The sequence below is a fragment of the Ensifer sp. Root558 genome (genome assembly GCF_001427045.1).
Classification (GTDB): Bacteria; Pseudomonadota; Alphaproteobacteria; order Rhizobiales; family Rhizobiaceae; genus Ensifer; species Ensifer adhaerens.
The window spans coordinates 16,150-30,587 of the sequence record NZ_LMGC01000015.1; the positions used below are offsets into that span (position 1 = coordinate 16,150).

Below are 14,438 nucleotides of genomic sequence, written 5' to 3' on the forward strand. Positions count from 1 at the left end.
CGAGCAAGCCCGCCTCCTCGCGAGAGGAATTGGACGATGACACTCCCAGACCATATCAAGATCGAAGCGAAGCGAGACCTGACGGACCTCGTCGCGATCCCTTCCGTCAGCGCCCGAGTTGAAGGCCTCGATGCGTGCGCCGATAAGGTTGCCGCTCTTCTCGCCGACGCCGGCTTCCAAACTGCAATCGAGCCAGGGGACGTCGGTCCGTTCGTAACCGGAGAAATCGGTGAGGGCCCCTTCACACTGGTGATCTACAACCACTACGACGTTCAGCCTGAAGAGCCTATCAATCTTTGGACGGCACCGCCCTTCAGCCTGACGGAGCGCCACGGCGCGCTCTTCGGCCGCGGTGCGGCAGACGACAAGGGCGAATTCGTCAGCCGCATTGCCGGATGGCGCCTATTCCGGGAACGACACCCCGGCCCCTTACCCTTCCGCCTGATCTGGATCGTCGAGGGCGAAGAGGAAATCGGAAGTCCTTCGCTCGTACGCTTCCTTGAGAAACGTTATGCAGGCCTTCAAGCTGACCTCTGCTGGTGGGAATTCGGGGAGGTCGATATACGCGGCCGACCGGTGGTCCTCATGGGCTTCAAGGGCGTGTTGGCGATCGAGCTGAGCGTTCGCACCGCACGCGCTGATCTGCATTCCAGTCTCGGCGCCATATTCGATAATCCCCTATGGCGGCTGGCCTCTGCTGTCGCTTCCATGCGCGATGCAGCCGGCCGTGTCCTGATCAAAGGCTTCTACGAAGGCATCGAGCCCGATCGAGCGACGAGAGAACTTGCCGCTTCGCCCCCGTTTGCGCTGGAAGATTTAATGGCGGCAACCGGGGGGCAAAAGCTTCTTGGCGCCGTGACGCCATCCAACTTCTACGAGCACCTCAACTTCGAACCCTGCCTGAACGTCAACGGTATCCATGGCGGATACGAGGGAGCTGGCACGAAGACGGTTCTGCCGGCGACCGCGACCGCCAAGCTCGATTTTCGTCTCGTCCCTGGACAGAACCCCAAAGCCGTCGCTGACCTGGTACGCCTGCACCTGGACGACAACGGCTTTGACGATATCGAGCTGATCGTTCACGACGCCGAGGTCTTGGGTGTTCGCAGCGATCCGTCGCATTGGGCCGTCAAGCTCGGGGCGAAGTTGCTGGAAAAGTGGTTCGGCCAGCCTGCCATCCTTCAGCCGAGTTCGGCAGCCTCGGGGCTTGCGCACCCCTTCGTGCATCAGCTCGGCGCCACGCTTTTCGGTGCGGGCATCACGCACCATGGCGCAATGTTGCACTCTCCCGATGAGAACATCCTCATCGACCAGTTCCACCAGATGATCGGCTTCTCCGCAGACTTCTTCTCCGCGCTCGCCAGCCAGTGCGGATCGGCGGCAGACGTTGGTTACCAGCAACGCGAGACCGGGTCATGATCGAAGCGGTTGTCCAGTATTTTCCCCAGCTCCTGCAGGGCTTCTTCGTCACGATCTCCGTCGCCGTGGGAAGCTTTGTCCTTGGACTGATCTTCGCGGTCGTGCTTGCACCGGCCGCGGTCTACGGATCCGCCCCGGTTCGCAAGGTCATCGCCGGTTACGTCAGCCTCATTCGGGGTCTGCCGGAACTGCTGGTCATCTTCCTGATCTTCTACGGCGGCACGGTTCTATTGACCGGTCTTTTCGGCGTCTATGTCGAAGTGGATGCTCTCACCGCCGGCATCGCAGCGCTGACTGTCGTCTCGACCGCCTATCTGACGGAGATCGTCCGCGGCGCACTGGTCGGGGTGTCGTCAGGTCAATGGGAGGCGGCACTCGCTCTCGGCCTTCGCAGGCCCGGAGCGTTCCGGCTCATCGTCCTGCCGCAGATGATGGTCCGAGCCCTGCCCGGCCTCGGCAATCAGTGGCTCGTGATCCTGAAGGAGAGCGCCTTGGTCTCGATCGTCGGACTCGAGGAATTGATGCGCAAATCCGTCGTCGCGGCCGGCGCAACCCACAAGCCCCTCGCCTTCTACCTTACGGCTGCGGCGCTGTATGTGCTGGTGACCGGCGTGTCGACGCTCTTCATCAATGCCTACAACCAGCGCCTGACCACTCATCTGCGGTAGTCCCATGTCATTGGATCTCTTTCTTCCCGCTTTCATCACCATCAAGAACGGCTTCGTTCTGACACTGATCATCACCCTGGCGAGCTTCCTCGTGGGACAGGTGCTCGCGCTGCCGGTCGCCCTGGCTCTATCCTCTCCCTCAAGGTGCTTGCGGCTTCCGGCGTCTGCCTACACATTCGTCATCCGTGGCAGCCCGCTTCTCGTGCAGCTATTCATTGTCTACTACGGCCTAGGACAGCTCGAGGCCGTTCGTGAAAGCATCCTCTGGCCCATCCTCCGCAGCCCGGTCTACTGCGCCGTCCTGACGATCGCCCTCAACTCGGCCGCCTATTCGGCTGAGGTCCTGGCCGGTGCAATCCGGCAGGTGCCCAAAGGGCAGTGGGAAGCCGGGAAAGCCCTCGGGTTGGCAAAATACGTCCTGTTGATCAAGGTCGTCCTGCCGCAGATCTACCGCGCCGTGTTGCCAAGCATCGGCAACGAACTGATCCTCGTCATGAAGGGGTCGACCCTCGCCAGCGCGGTCACGGTCATGGAAATGACCGGTGCAGCCCGCGTATTCGTCGCCAAGACCTATGCACCATTCGAAACGTTCCTGATCGCGGGTGCCATCTATCTCTTGATCGGCGCCGCCTTCGGTCGGGTCTTCAAGGGGCTCGAAACAAGGTTCGCCATCCCAGGCCGATAACCAACACGATCGACAGTCACGAGAACTGCAAGCGGAGAACGTCTTCCGCGCGGCGCAGCCAATGCACACTTCTGGAGGAGAAAAAATGTCAAAGTCAGCAGTCAAGATCGCCGGCATGAACAAGTGGTACGGCGCTTTCCACGTCTTGAAGGACATCGATCTAGATGTTCAGCAGGGTGAACGCATCGTCATTGCCGGCCCGTCGGGCTCCGGCAAGTCGACGATGATCCGCTGCATCAATCGGCTCGAAGAGCACCAGAAGGGCAAGATCGTCGTCGACGTCGGGCTCCGGCAAGTCGACGATGATCCGCTGCATCAATCGGCTCGAAGAGCACCAGAAGGGCAAGATCGTCGTCGACGGCATCGAGCTCACCAACGACCTGAAGAAGATCGATGAAGTGCGCCGCGAAGTCGGCATGGTGTTCCAGCACTTCAACCTCTTCCCGCACCTGACGATCCTCGAAAACTGCACGCTTGCGCCGATATGGGTGCGCAAGATGCCGAAGAAGCAGGCCGAGGAACTGGCGATGCACTTCCTGAAGCGCGTCAAGATCCCCGAGCAGGCGAACAAGTATCCGGGCCAGCTCTCCGGTGGTCAGCAGCAGCGCGTGGCGATCGCCCGCTCGCTGTGCATGAAGCCGAAGATCCTGCTCTTCGATGAGCCGACCTCGGCGCTCGACCCGGAAATGGTCAAGGAAGTCCTTCGTCGAGCCCGGAAACATCATTACGCCCGCCGGGGCCGACAAGCCGGAGACGGACNCAGCAGCAGCGCGTGGCGATCGCCCGCTCGCTGTGCATGAAGCCGAAGATCCTGCTCTTCGATGAGCCGACCTCGGCGCTCGACCCGGAAATGGTCAAGGAAGTGCTCGACACCATGGTGTCGCTCGCCGAAGAAGGCATGACCATGCTGTGCGTAACCCACGAAATGGGCTTCGCCCGTCAGGTTGCCAACCGCGTGATCTTCATGGACCAGGGCCAGATCGTCGAGCAGAACTCGCCGGCCGAGTTCTTCGACAATCCGCAGCACGAGCGCACCAAGCTCTTCCTCAGCCAGATCCTGCACTGATCGAAGGCATTGCACCATTCCGTGCGTCCGCGCCCGTCCTTGTCGAGCCCCGCTCGACGTCATCGTTACCCCGGCCGATCATTCGTCGGCCGGGGCCCGGCCGCGACCGGATGGCTATCGACAAAGCCGTCGCAATCCTCAAGGCCCGAAAGCGCTCGATGATTGTCGCCGGCGCTTGTGCCGCCGGTGCGCCAACCCATTGCAGGAAAACGGCGGCGCCAGCCGCAGCGACACCCGTCGACGTGAGTTTCTAGGTCGACGCTCGTCAGGTTAGAGCTTCGCCCTCGTCGACCGCGGCGTGGACAAAAGAAGGCTCGTCTCGCTGCCCATAATGCCGGGCACGAGACGAATCTTGCGCAGCACGGCATCGAAGTTGGCCAGGCTCGATGCGCTGAGTTCCACCAGCAAATCCCACCGGCCGTTCGTCGTGTGAATCTGCGAGATTTCAGGAAAGCCGCCGAGCGTGCGGATCACCCGATCGGTCACATGGCCCTCGATCTCAACCATCATCACCCCACGGACGACATCTTCAAGCGCATCGGCACGCAGCATCACCGTGTAGCCGAGGATGGTCCCGTCCTGCTCCATCCGCTCGATGCGCGCCCGCACGGTCGCCCGCGAGGCGCCCGTTTCCAGCGCGAGGTCCGAGACACTGCGACGCCCATTGCCGCGCAACAGCATCACGATCTTCTGGTCGAGAGCATCCATGCCGATTTGGATTCCGTTCTTATCAATTTGGTCAAACTAGCATCTCGATATGCCAAAATTCAATGTTCAATCCGCCATCGATGACTTTTATAATCATGAAAACAAACGGGAGTACACTATGGACTGCACGCTCATCGGCGCGCCCCTGCAAATCGGGGCAGGGCAGCTTGGCTGCGAGATGGGGCCGAGCGCCCTGCGCATCGCTGGCCTTCGTACGGCACTGGAAGAACTGGGCCATTCGGTCAAGGACAATGGCAATCTCAGCCCGCGTGCGTTCGACGAGATGCCCCATCCGAACAAGGCCGTCCATCACCTCGGCGAAACGGTCGCCTGGGTCGAAGCGCTGTCTGCTGCTGCCTACGAACACAGCAAGGCAGGCATGCCCATCTTCCTCGGCGGCGACCACGCCATCTCCGCTGGTACCGTTCCGGGTCTCGCACGCCGAGCCGCCGAACTCGGGCGGCCGCTGTTCGTGCTCTGGCTGGACGCCCATACCGACTTCCATACTCTCGAAACGACGGTCAGCGGCAACCTGCACGGCACGCCCGTCGCTTACTATACCGGCCAGACCGGTTTCGATGGCTTCTTCCCTGCGCTTGCCCATCCCGTTGCCGCACAAAACGTCTGCATGATCGGCATCCGCAGCGTTGACGCCGCCGAAAAGGCCGCCATTCGCACCACCGGCATCACGGTGCACGACATGCGCGTAATCGATGAGCATGGCGTGGCCGTCCTCGTCCGCAATTTCATCGAACGGGTCCGGGCCGCAAACGGCCTCCTGCATGTCAGCTTCGATGTCGACTTCCTCGAGCCGGACATCGCGCCGGCCGTTGGCACCACGGTACCGGGAGGAGCAACTTTCCGCGAGGCGCACCTGATCATGGAAATGCTGCATGACAGCGGGCTGGTGACCAGCCTCGACATTGTCGAACTCAATCCGTTCCTCGACGAGCGCGGCAAGACCGCTCGGCTGCTCGTCGATCTCGTCGCCAGCCTGATGGGCAAGCGGGTGATGGATCGCCCGACTGTCACTGGCTGATTTCGATTGTTCTTTGGTTGGAGGAAAAATGAATACTGATCCGAAACTGAACGTGGTTCCGTTCGTAAGCGTCGACCACATGATGAAACTGGTTCTGAAGGTCGGCATCGACCGGTTCCTGACGGACCTGGCGGCCACAATCGAGGAGGACTTCCGCCGCTGGCCGGTCTTCGACAAGACCCCGCGCGTCGCTTCCCATTCGCAGGAAGGCGTCATCGAGCTGATGCCCACAAGCGACGGAACGCTTTACGGCTTCAAATACGTCAATGGTCACCCGAAGAACACGCGCGATGGCCGCCAGACCGTGACGGCCTTCGGCGTGCTCTCGGATGTCGGCAACGGCTACCCGATGCTGCTCACCGAAATGACGATCCTGACCGCGCTGCGCACTGCGGCAACGTCCGCGGTCGCGGCGAAGTACCTCGCCCGGCCGAATGCCCGGACCATGGCCATCATCGGCAATGGTGCGCAGAGCGAATTCCAGGCTCGCGCCTTCAAGTCGCTGCTCGGCATCGACAAGCTTCGCCTCTACGATATCGACGCCTCCGCCACCCGGAAATGCGCACGCAACCTCGCAGGCCTCGGCTTCACCATTGAGGAATGCACCTCGGTCGAAGAGGCGGTCGAAGGCGCGGACATCATCACCACGGTGACCGCCGACAAGCAGTACGCGACGATCCTATCGGACAACCATGTCGGTCCCGGTGTCCACATCAACGCGGTGGGCGGTGACTGCCCCGGCAAGACCGAACTCAGCAAGGACATTCTCCTGCGCTCGGACATCTTCGTCGAGTATCCGCCGCAGACACGCATCGAAGGCGAAATCCAGCAGCTGCCGGCTGAGCACCCCGTCGTTGAACTCTGGCAGGTGATGACCGGCGAGACAGAGGGCCGCAAGAGTCCGGATCAGATCACGCTCTTCGACAGTGTCGGTTTTGCGATCGAGGACTTCTCCGCCCTTCGCTACGTCCGGGACCAGATTGCCGAACACGGTATGTTCACAGAACTCGACCTCCTCGCTGATCCCGACGAGCCACGTGACCTCTACGGCATGCTTCTGCGGTGTGAGAAGAAACTCGAAGCGGCATAGACTGACGAGAAGTAATCACGTTCCCCGGTTTGTCGACGGTCAAGCCGGGGAACGCTGGGCGTCAGTCGCCAAGCAGCCTGATAGAGGCCAATTGAGCGCCTTGAAGGGAATCGAACCAAAGGCCCCTAAAAGCAGCCTCAAATGTCCCCAGGAATGAAGCCACCCGTCTGCCGCTTCCAGAGACGGGCATAGAGCCCGTCCTGTTCGATAAGCGCATCCGGTGTGCCTTCCTCGACGATCCGGCCACGATCGAGAACAATGATCCGATCCATCCTGGAGATGGTGGAAAGACGATGTGCGATGGCAATCACTGTCTTGCCTTCCATTAGCAGGTTGAGCTTTTCTTGGATTGCGGCCTCCGCCTCGCTGTCCAGCGCCGACGTCGCTTCGTCGAGGATCAGGATGGGCGCATTCTTCAGCAGCACCCGCGCGATCGAAACGCGCTGTCGCTGACCTCCGGATAGCTTTACGCCTCGATCGCCGACGAAGGCTTCATAGGCCTTGCGGCCCTCACCATCGGTCAGATCGGCAATGAAGGAATCGGCTTGCGCCGCCTGCGCTGCCTGCTCGATCTCTGCTGACGTCGCCTCGGGGCGGCCGTAGCGTATGTTGTCGCCGACGGACCGGTGCAGCAGCGCGACATCCTGGGCGATAACGCCGATGTTTTGCCTCAGACTCGCTTGGCTTACGGCACGAATGTCCTGACCGTCTATATGGATGGCGCCGCCGTGGATGTCATAGAAGCGTAGCAGCAGATTGACCACCGTCGTCTTGCCGGCGCCGGACAGCCCGACCAGTCCAACCTTCTCGCCTGCTCGGACGGTAAGGGATAGATCATCGATGACGCCCTTGTCCGACTTGTAGGCAAATTGAACATTCTCGAAACGGATTTCGCCATGGCGAACGATGAGCTGCTTTGCGCCTGGCCGATCGGTAATGGTCGGCGGAGTGGTCATGACGGGCATCGCATCCCTGATTGTTCCTAGAGCCTTAAAGATCTGCTGGCCCATCTGGATAAACGTGAAAGATCCAGCCGACAGCCGCTGAAGGATGTAAACCGTCGCCACAAACTCGCCCACCGTCAGGAAACGATCGAAGAGCCCCCAAAAGCCGATTCCGAGCATGACGAGCCAGAGAACCATGTTGAGGGTGATGACGACCAATTCAGTGGTTCGATAGATGCGCTGCTCGTGGTGTTGTGTGTTGACCGCTCTTGCCATGATCTTCCTAAGTGCGCCCGCTTCAGTGTCTTCGGCGGCGAACTGCTTGACCATCTGGATGTTGCCATAAATGTCCGTCATGGCGCCGGAAACGAGGCTATTCTGCCTCGCCGAGCGCCGCGCACGCTCCGTGAAATCAGGTACGACCTTGAGGGTGAAGAGCACATTGACGATCACCCAGGCGACGACCGGGAGCGCTAACTGCCAGGACAGCGCGAGCAACAGCAGAACCGAGCCGACAATCTGAAGCAGGAAGCGGGGCGCAGTCTGAAAGGCGATCAGGATCTGTTGCTGTACTGCATTGGCCACTTGGCCGAGGCGTGATGCTACCTGGCCGGCAAAAAGGTCATGGAAGAAGGCAAGGTCCTGCCCTTCAATGGCTTTGTGCCCCTGCCATTGAATAGCGAACGGGAGGCTGATGCCGACGGTATGCGAGTTCAGAATATTGGTAATATAGAAGACGATGGGCATCACCGGAAAAATCAGAACGGCGAGGAACACCAGCAACCAGAACCGGCTGTCGACGAACTGCCCGACCCCTTGTGTCGCCACACCATCGACGATCACCGATAGTCCCCAGATAACGATCAGGTTGATTGCTTCGACGGCCATCGAGGTTAGTGCCATGGCAATGATGACGCCTCGGAACATCCGGATGAAGTGCATCAGGACGGCGACCGGCCCCTTGGTCGGAAGCGGTTGATAGGGGATGTCGAGCGGACGGATCAGCGTTTCGAAGGGACGATAGACAGCATCTGAGATCGACATAGGCCGCTCGCTTTTTTCCTGGGAGAAGAAGGGAACATTGCTACGCGCAGCACATAGCACCATCTTCGCGCTGCAATCTCAACTAGAATATTTTTGAGACTGTAAGGGAAAGGTGTTATTCCCAAAGCGTTGTGCCGGTCTTCAGGCCATCCCTGGGGCCTCGCCATTTCGAGAAAGCCCGATCTTCCGCCATCGCTAAACAACAGCTCTGGCGCCGCTGGAGCGTCGCGGCACAGAACCGGAGGATACGCGTTGCGCAAACGCGGGACGAATACTGTGCGTTGGCGCACTTCAGCAGGGAGTCAGAAACAGGCGGCGACCCCACTCGCCTTTGCTGGAACATTGTCGCAGCTCAACGGTTTTGCGTTCACAAACCGGGAGGTGGAAGATGATTGGTGTGAACCAGCAATCGATTGAAGATCAAATCGCCGAATTGCGATCGCAGATCGCGGAGGTGAAGCAAGCTGTGAGTGAGCGGGTCAATTCTGCGGCTGAAGGCGCCTCTGGAATAGCTAGGAACGCAGCCCAGACGGTCCGACAGCAAGGACAGGGCGCAATAGAGGCCGCGCGGGAAAATACCGGAACAGCAACGACAATCGTCAGTACGGCCGCGCTTATCGGATTTTGCATCGGCCTATACCTGGGCCTTTCTTCGACTAGTGGCGTTCGGGCGCGCTGGTAGGCAGGAGCCCATCTTATCTTTCGAAGCCCAATCGAACATCCCTAACATTTCTAACCGAGCAAGTGATCCGCAGCCGGATGGCATCTGTTAGTCGGCAAAAGGCGTGTTAGGTAAAGACTCCTTGCCGATTGCCGATTTGTCGGTGCCGCCGCCCGCCAGCGATCCGGTCAGCCGGCTCTTGCGGTCGAAAGCTGACGACGAATTTGGACGCGCGCGGCTCGAAAGGCCGAGGCGCAAGGGTGAGCTTGCCGAAGTGTTGCCGACAGAGTTCGCCTCGACGAACGGGGCGCGACGCTCGACGTAGTTGCCGTTCGAGTTACCAGCGACCTGCCGATTGGCCGATTGATGCCGGGGGGTGCCATGTTCACAGAACTCGACCTCCTCGCTGATCCCGACGAGCCGCGTGACCTCTACGGCATGCTGCTTCGCTGCGAAGAAGCTCGAAGCGGCATAGACTCTACGCGAAGCAATCACGTTCCCCGGTTTGTCGACGCTCGCCAAAGGATCAGTTGACCCGGGCTCCTTCGGCGCAGAACAGATGGATCTTCTGGTTGTTCGGCTGGAGATAAATCTGCTCCTCAGGCTTCAGGTCCACGCGGCGATGCAGCACGACCCCCGCCGTGTGCGTGCCCACGCGCACCAGAAGGTGGGTTTCGGCGCCGGTTGGCTCGACGGTCAGCACGGTTGCCGGTATGCCGGTTTCGGCTATCTCCAGATCTTCCGGGCGGATGCCGTAGGTGCGTGCTTCACCGTGACCCAGCGACGCCGGCAGCGGCAGGGAAACACCGCCGTCAATGAAAAAGCCGCCATCACCGACGTTGCCCTCAAAGAGGTTCATCGACGGCGAGCCGATGAAGGTGGCGACAAAGGTATTGCCCGGGCGATCGTAGAGGTCGAGCGGCTTGCCGATCTGCTCCACGCGGCCGGCGCGCATGACGACGATCTTGTCGGCCATGGTCATGGCTTCGATCTGGTCGTGGGTAACGTAGACGATGGTCGTGCCGAGCCGCTGGTGCAATTCCTTGATCTCGCTGCGCATGGTCACGCGCAGCTTAGCATCGAGATTGGACAGCGGCTCGTCGAAGAGGAATACCTTGGGGTGACGAACGATGGCGCGGCCCATGGCGACACGCTGGCGCTGGCCACCGGAGAGTTGCTTGGGCAGGCGGTCGAGCAATGGTTCGAGCGCAAGAATTCCGGCGGCCTCCTTCACCAGCTTATCGATCGTCGCCTTGTCTCGACCCTGGAGCTTCAGGGAGAAGCCCATGTTCTCCTTGACCGTCATGTGCGGATAGAGTGCGTAGCTCTGGAACACCATGGCGATGTCGCGCTCCTTGGGTGCGACGTCGTTGACGACGCGCCCATCGATGCGGATTTCGCCGCCGCTGATGTCCTCGAGCCCCGCAAGCATGCGCAGGAGCGTGGACTTGCCGCAGCCGGACGGTCCGACGAGCGTGACGAATTCTCCATCCTCAATGTCCACGGAAACGCCGTGGATGACGGAGGCTGCGCCATACTGTTTCAGAACGCGGTCGATCGCTACCGATGCCATTTTTCTTCCTCCCTCAAATCTTGAGTTGCCAGATTTTCGCGCCCGTGACGGCGCCGGTCAGCCTTGCCGATCGCGCGGCGGCAAATCCCGGAATGCGCTTGGTGCCTGTCCAGCGGCCGTTGTCGGCAAAGACCTCGATCGAGCCCGCATCGAGGAAGATGCGCAGCTGCGAAGGTCTGGCGCCTGACGCCAGATATCGCGGTGGCGGCTTGCCGGTACCGGCATCGAAGAGGATTGCAAGGCCCTCGTCATCGAGCCTGACGCCAAGCGCGACATCCGGGTGATCGAGGACGAGCTCGAAAGCCGCGCCGGCCTCGGGCAGTGCAAGCACGATCTCGACCGCACCGCTTTCGAGTGGAACCGTTTCGCCCGCAGCAAGGGCTGTTTCATCGAGCAGCCTGTGGCGCAGGTTTTCGACTGCCGCGACCGGCGGCGTCAACACGGCACCCCCATCGAGAAGCACGCGACGCGGCAAGGTCATCGCCGTCGGGAAATCGTCCTTCTTGGAAAAGTCTGTCCAGTTGGCAAGCCAGGCGATGCCGACCGGTTCGTCGCCGTCGACGAAGGCCTGGAAGGCGTAGGCGTCGGAGCCGAAATCCAGTTCCTGTTCGAATTCGGCCGTGAACGACCGGCCGTCGAAGCGGCCGACGGTGACGGATGTGAGGTTGCGCCGGCCGGTGGCCGGGTCACGGCTTGTGAGCAGGCCAAAGATCAGCGCCCAGCGGGTCTCCGGATCATCCGCCATGCCGCCGACCGGCAGCATGCAAGGGCACTCCGCTGCGGTCATGCCGAAACCGTCCTCGCGATAGATGATGTCGAGGAAGGTCCAGCCCGTGGCACCCTGCAGATCCCCCGTCTCGTAAAGCAGGACGACACCGCCCGATCGGTCGCGACTGCCAAGCAGCATCTTCCAGCGGCCGTCCGGGCCCTTGAACACATAGGGATCGCGGAAATCAGTCGTGAGGTTCAGACCCTCCGGACGGATAGGCAGGATCACCTCGGACGGGCCGGCAACGATGCCGTCTCGGCTGACGGCCGAGAGCTGGATCTGCTCCTCCGGCTCCCGGTCGCGAACGTGTTCGGTGTAGAAGACCCGGATGTCGTCCCCGTCCGGCCCGGAGACGGGGACGGCCGAGCCGGAAAAGGCGCCGCCACGGCCATCGTCCTTTTCCGACAGGTGGTCCGCCGGAAACAGGAACATCGGCAGGTGCGTCCAGCGGATCAAATCCTTCGAGACCGCATGGCCCCAGTGCATGGTGTTCCAACGCAAGCCATGCGGATAGTGCTGGTAGAAGAGATGGCCGAGACCCTTGAACCGGCCGAAGCCGTTCGGGTCGTTCATCCAGCCGAAGGGCGGTCGGAAATGGTAGCTGCCGGGAACCTCAGGCGGCGCCGTGCGGACGTCGTGATGGAGGACGCGGATCCCCTCCTCCAGCACCGTCTGCGGGTGGAACGCATAGGCGACGGAGAGCGCAGTTGTTTCCGCATCATAGGCAAGCACCGTGCGGCCAGTCGTCCCGAGCGTCACCGCGAAGAATTCGAACTCCCCGGCGCGGCGCGTGGACGGACCGGCAATCTCACTGCGGTCTAAGGTGACGGACAGTATTGCCTCGTCGCCAATTTTGCGCGCCTTCAGCCAGAGATGCAGCACGGTCCCGGCCGGGAGTTCGGCCTCGACGATTTCAAGCACGGGGCTCGCGGGTTTTGTCTGCGAAGTCATAATCAACCTTTCACGGCGGAGCCGACGAACGAACTTACGAACCAGCGCTGGAAGGCGAGGTAAAGGATGAGGACAGGGATCATCATCAGCACGGACGCGGCCATGGCGCGGTCCCAGTAAATGCTGTCCTGTCCGAAGAAGGTGGCGATAGCGACGGAGATCGGCCGGGCATAGTCGGTCTGGGTGACCAGCGTCGGCCACAGATACTGGTTCCAGCTCTCGATCCCCATCAGGATCGAGACCGTCGCAAGCGCCGGCAGGCTGAGCGGCATGTAGATCGACCGGTAGATGCGAAACGCCGACGCTCCATCCATCTCCGCAGCTTCGTAGAGTTCCTTCGGTAGCTGGGCGAAGAACTGGTAGAACAGGAAGACATAGAGCGGGCTTGCCACCCAGGGCAGGATCTGCACGGCAAACGTATCCGTCAGGCCCACCCGCGACATCATCACGACGAGCGGCATGATGATGCTTTCCTGCGGGATGACGTAGAGCGCGACCACGAGGGCAAGCAGGATCGCCTTGCCGCGAAGCGACCCCCAGGCGAGAACGAAGCCCGCCATGGAATTGATGATCAGCCCGGACACGACGGTGACGACGAGGATCACCAGCGAGTTGACGAGGTAGCGACCATAGGCAAGTTCGCCGGAGAAATTGGCGATCTCGCGGTAGTTCGACAGGGTCGGATCGCTGACCCAGAAGGCGCGGAAGCTGCCCATGTCCGCAAGGATGCGGAAACGGTCATCCTTGAGGCTGGCGATCAGCAGCATGAAGAGCGGCGAAATCATCACCAGAGCGATGATGAAGATGCAGACGGTCTGGACGACACGCAGGCCCGTCTTGCTGTTGCCGCGGGGGATCGCCAGCGGGGCTGGCTGGCTGAGCACGAGATCAGACATCGAAGCGCCTCAGGAGTTTGCGCTGGAGAAGCGCGATCAGAAGAACGATGACGAAGAGAATGACGGAGACGGCGGATGCGTATCCGAGCTTCTGTTCCTCGAAGCCGGCACGCACCATGTAGTGCACGACGGTCTCCGTGCTTTCCTTCGGTCCGCCCTGGGTCAGGATCGCAACCTGCGTGTAGAGCTTGAAGGCCTGGATCGTAGTGATGACCAGCACGAAGACGTGGGTCGGACGCAGGCCCGGCATGGTGACGTGCCAGAAGCGGCGAAGCGCGCTCGCGCCGTCGATGCGGGCCGCGTCATAAAGTTCCTCGGGAATGCCCTGCAGGCCGGCGAGGTAAATGATCATCTGGAAGCCATAGGCCTGCCAGGCCGAGAGCAACACGATCGAGAACATTGCCCAATCGGGGTCGCCGAGCCAGTCGATCGGCTGGATCATGCCGCCGGACAAGAAACCGACGATCTGGTTGAGCGGACCGCTCGGATACTGGAACAACGTGCCCCAGATCACGCAGACGACCACCATGGATGTAATCGCCGGCAGAAAGAACATTCCGCGCAGAAGGTTCTGCATCGGCAGCTTCTGGTGCAGCAGCAGCGCCGTCAGGAAGGCAAGACCGCACTGAACCGGCAGCACCCAAGCGGTGAAGCGGGTGACATTCCAGAGCGACGTCCAGAACAGCGGATCGGTGAAGACCCGCTGGAAATTCAGGAGGCCGACGAAACGCACCGGCGTGGGACGCGGCACCAGCGGCTGATTGGTCATCGCCGTCCAGAAGGATAGAAGAAACGGCGTGATCAGGAAGATGGCGAGCAGCAGCACAGCCGGTGCGATCATCGCGACCTCCTGCCAGAACCGCTGCCGGTCGCGCCGCCTGGCGGGGCGTGGCAGCGCGGCCGTAGACGTCTGTTGCAAGGTCAT

Annotated in this window: 13 protein-coding genes and 2 pseudogenes; 8 read left to right on the forward strand and 7 right to left on the reverse strand. The window is 61.1% G+C overall.

From position 1 onward, the window contains the following. Nucleotides 1-36: 36 nt before the first annotated feature. The 5 genes and pseudogenes from ASD63_RS17800 to ASD63_RS17820 all read left to right on the forward strand — a co-directional run. Nucleotides 37-1,419, forward strand: coding sequence for a M20/M25/M40 family metallo-hydrolase (locus ASD63_RS17800; RefSeq protein ID WP_060529603.1), 1,383 nt, complete (start codon nucleotides 37-39; stop codon nucleotides 1,417-1,419). Next, on the forward strand, nucleotides 1,416-2,087 hold the full coding sequence (locus ASD63_RS17805) for an ABC transporter permease subunit (protein ID WP_060529604.1): 672 nt from the start codon (nucleotides 1,416-1,418) through the stop codon (nucleotides 2,085-2,087). The genes ASD63_RS17800 and ASD63_RS17805 overlap by 4 nt, the downstream gene beginning before the upstream one ends. A 4-nt stretch (nucleotides 2,088-2,091) precedes the next feature. Beyond that, a complete protein-coding gene (locus ASD63_RS17810; protein ID WP_034803203.1) occupies nucleotides 2,092-2,772 on the forward strand; it encodes an ABC transporter permease subunit in 681 nt (226 codons plus the stop codon). A gap of 61 nt (nucleotides 2,773-2,833) precedes the next feature. After that, nucleotides 2,834-3,531 (forward strand): annotated as a pseudogene (locus ASD63_RS17815) (amino acid ABC transporter ATP-binding protein); the annotation flags it as partial. Between the two features lies 1 nt (nucleotide 3,532). Beyond that, nucleotides 3,533-3,838 (forward strand): annotated as a pseudogene (locus tag ASD63_RS17820) (ATP-binding cassette domain-containing protein); the annotation flags it as partial. Between the two features lie 270 nt (nucleotides 3,839-4,108). Here ASD63_RS17820 and ASD63_RS17825 read toward each other — a convergent pair. After that, nucleotides 4,109-4,546, reverse strand: a complete 438-nt coding sequence (locus ASD63_RS17825) for an Lrp/AsnC family transcriptional regulator (protein ID WP_060517223.1) — start codon at nucleotides 4,544-4,546, stop codon at nucleotides 4,109-4,111. A gap of 118 nt (nucleotides 4,547-4,664) precedes the next feature. Between ASD63_RS17825 and rocF the strand changes: the two genes are divergently transcribed. Both rocF and ocd read left to right on the forward strand, forming a co-directional pair. Then, entirely contained in the window at nucleotides 4,665-5,585 is a 921-nt protein-coding gene (gene rocF / locus ASD63_RS17830) for an arginase (protein ID WP_060517226.1), read from the forward strand. Between the two features lie 28 nt (nucleotides 5,586-5,613). Continuing rightward, nucleotides 5,614-6,675, forward strand: coding sequence for an ornithine cyclodeaminase (gene ocd / locus ASD63_RS17835; RefSeq protein WP_060529605.1), 1,062 nt, complete (start codon nucleotides 5,614-5,616; stop codon nucleotides 6,673-6,675). Nucleotides 6,676-6,812: 137 nt separating this feature from the next. Here ocd and ASD63_RS17840 read toward each other — a convergent pair whose 3' ends face one another. Continuing rightward, on the reverse strand, nucleotides 6,813-8,663 hold the full coding sequence (locus ASD63_RS17840; protein WP_060529606.1) for an ABC transporter ATP-binding protein: 1,851 nt from the start codon (nucleotides 8,661-8,663) through the stop codon (nucleotides 6,813-6,815). 388 nt (nucleotides 8,664-9,051) lie between these two features. Here ASD63_RS17840 and ASD63_RS17845 point away from each other — a divergent pair, with 388 nt between their 5' ends. Then, complete coding sequence (locus tag ASD63_RS17845; RefSeq protein ID WP_060529607.1) at nucleotides 9,052-9,345, forward strand: hypothetical protein; 294 nt, start codon at nucleotides 9,052-9,054, stop codon at nucleotides 9,343-9,345. Between the two features lie 87 nt (nucleotides 9,346-9,432). Here ASD63_RS17845 and ASD63_RS35490 read toward each other — a convergent pair whose 3' ends face one another. Genes ASD63_RS35490 through ASD63_RS17870 form a run of 5 tightly spaced genes read right to left on the reverse strand, consistent with a single transcriptional unit; the run spans nucleotide 9,433 to nucleotide 14,438 of the window. Next, complete coding sequence (locus ASD63_RS35490; RefSeq protein WP_060529608.1) at nucleotides 9,433-9,846, reverse strand: hypothetical protein; 414 nt, start codon at nucleotides 9,844-9,846, stop codon at nucleotides 9,433-9,435. Nucleotides 9,847-9,850: 4 nt separating this feature from the next. Beyond that, nucleotides 9,851-10,897, reverse strand: coding sequence for a sn-glycerol-3-phosphate ABC transporter ATP-binding protein UgpC (gene ugpC, locus ASD63_RS17855; protein ID WP_060529609.1), 1,047 nt, complete (start codon nucleotides 10,895-10,897; stop codon nucleotides 9,851-9,853). A gap of 13 nt (nucleotides 10,898-10,910) precedes the next feature. Next, entirely contained in the window at nucleotides 10,911-12,617 is a 1,707-nt protein-coding gene (locus tag ASD63_RS17860; RefSeq protein WP_060529610.1) for a glycoside hydrolase family 32 protein, read from the reverse strand. Between the two features lie 2 nt (nucleotides 12,618-12,619). Continuing rightward, nucleotides 12,620-13,513, reverse strand: a complete 894-nt coding sequence (locus ASD63_RS17865) for a carbohydrate ABC transporter permease (RefSeq protein WP_034800691.1) — start codon at nucleotides 13,511-13,513, stop codon at nucleotides 12,620-12,622. Continuing rightward, nucleotides 13,506-14,438, reverse strand: a complete 933-nt coding sequence (locus ASD63_RS17870) for a sugar ABC transporter permease (RefSeq protein ID WP_034800690.1) — start codon at nucleotides 14,436-14,438, stop codon at nucleotides 13,506-13,508. The genes ASD63_RS17865 and ASD63_RS17870 overlap by 8 nt, the downstream gene beginning before the upstream one ends.

Bases quoted from the DNA above. Each gene is read 5' to 3' on its own strand.
- ASD63_RS17800 (WP_060529603.1), top strand. From the start codon at position 37: ATGACACTCCCAGACCATATCAAGATCGAAGCGAAGCGAGACCTGACG.
- ASD63_RS17805 (WP_060529604.1), top strand. From the start codon at position 1,416: ATGATCGAAGCGGTTGTCCAGTATTTTCCCCAGCTCCTGCAGGGCTTC.
- ASD63_RS17810 (WP_034803203.1), top strand. From the start codon at position 2,092: ATGTCATTGGATCTCTTTCTTCCCGCTTTCATCACCATCAAGAACGGC.
- ASD63_RS17825 (WP_060517223.1), bottom strand. From the start codon at position 4,546: ATGGATGCTCTCGACCAGAAGATCGTGATGCTGTTGCGCGGCAATGGG.
- rocF (WP_060517226.1), top strand. From the start codon at position 4,665: ATGGACTGCACGCTCATCGGCGCGCCCCTGCAAATCGGGGCAGGGCAG.
- ocd (WP_060529605.1), top strand. From the start codon at position 5,614: ATGAATACTGATCCGAAACTGAACGTGGTTCCGTTCGTAAGCGTCGAC.
- ASD63_RS17840 (WP_060529606.1), bottom strand. From the start codon at position 8,663: ATGTCGATCTCAGATGCTGTCTATCGTCCCTTCGAAACGCTGATCCGT.
- ASD63_RS17845 (WP_060529607.1), top strand. From the start codon at position 9,052: ATGATTGGTGTGAACCAGCAATCGATTGAAGATCAAATCGCCGAATTG.
- ugpC (WP_060529609.1), bottom strand. From the start codon at position 10,897: ATGGCATCGGTAGCGATCGACCGCGTTCTGAAACAGTATGGCGCAGCC.
- ASD63_RS17860 (WP_060529610.1), bottom strand. From the start codon at position 12,617: ATGACTTCGCAGACAAAACCCGCGAGCCCCGTGCTTGAAATCGTCGAG.
- ASD63_RS17865 (WP_034800691.1), bottom strand. From the start codon at position 13,513: ATGTCTGATCTCGTGCTCAGCCAGCCAGCCCCGCTGGCGATCCCCCGC.
- ASD63_RS17870 (WP_034800690.1), bottom strand. From the start codon at position 14,438: ATGACCTTGCAACAGACGTCTACGGCCGCGCTGCCACGCCCCGCCAGG.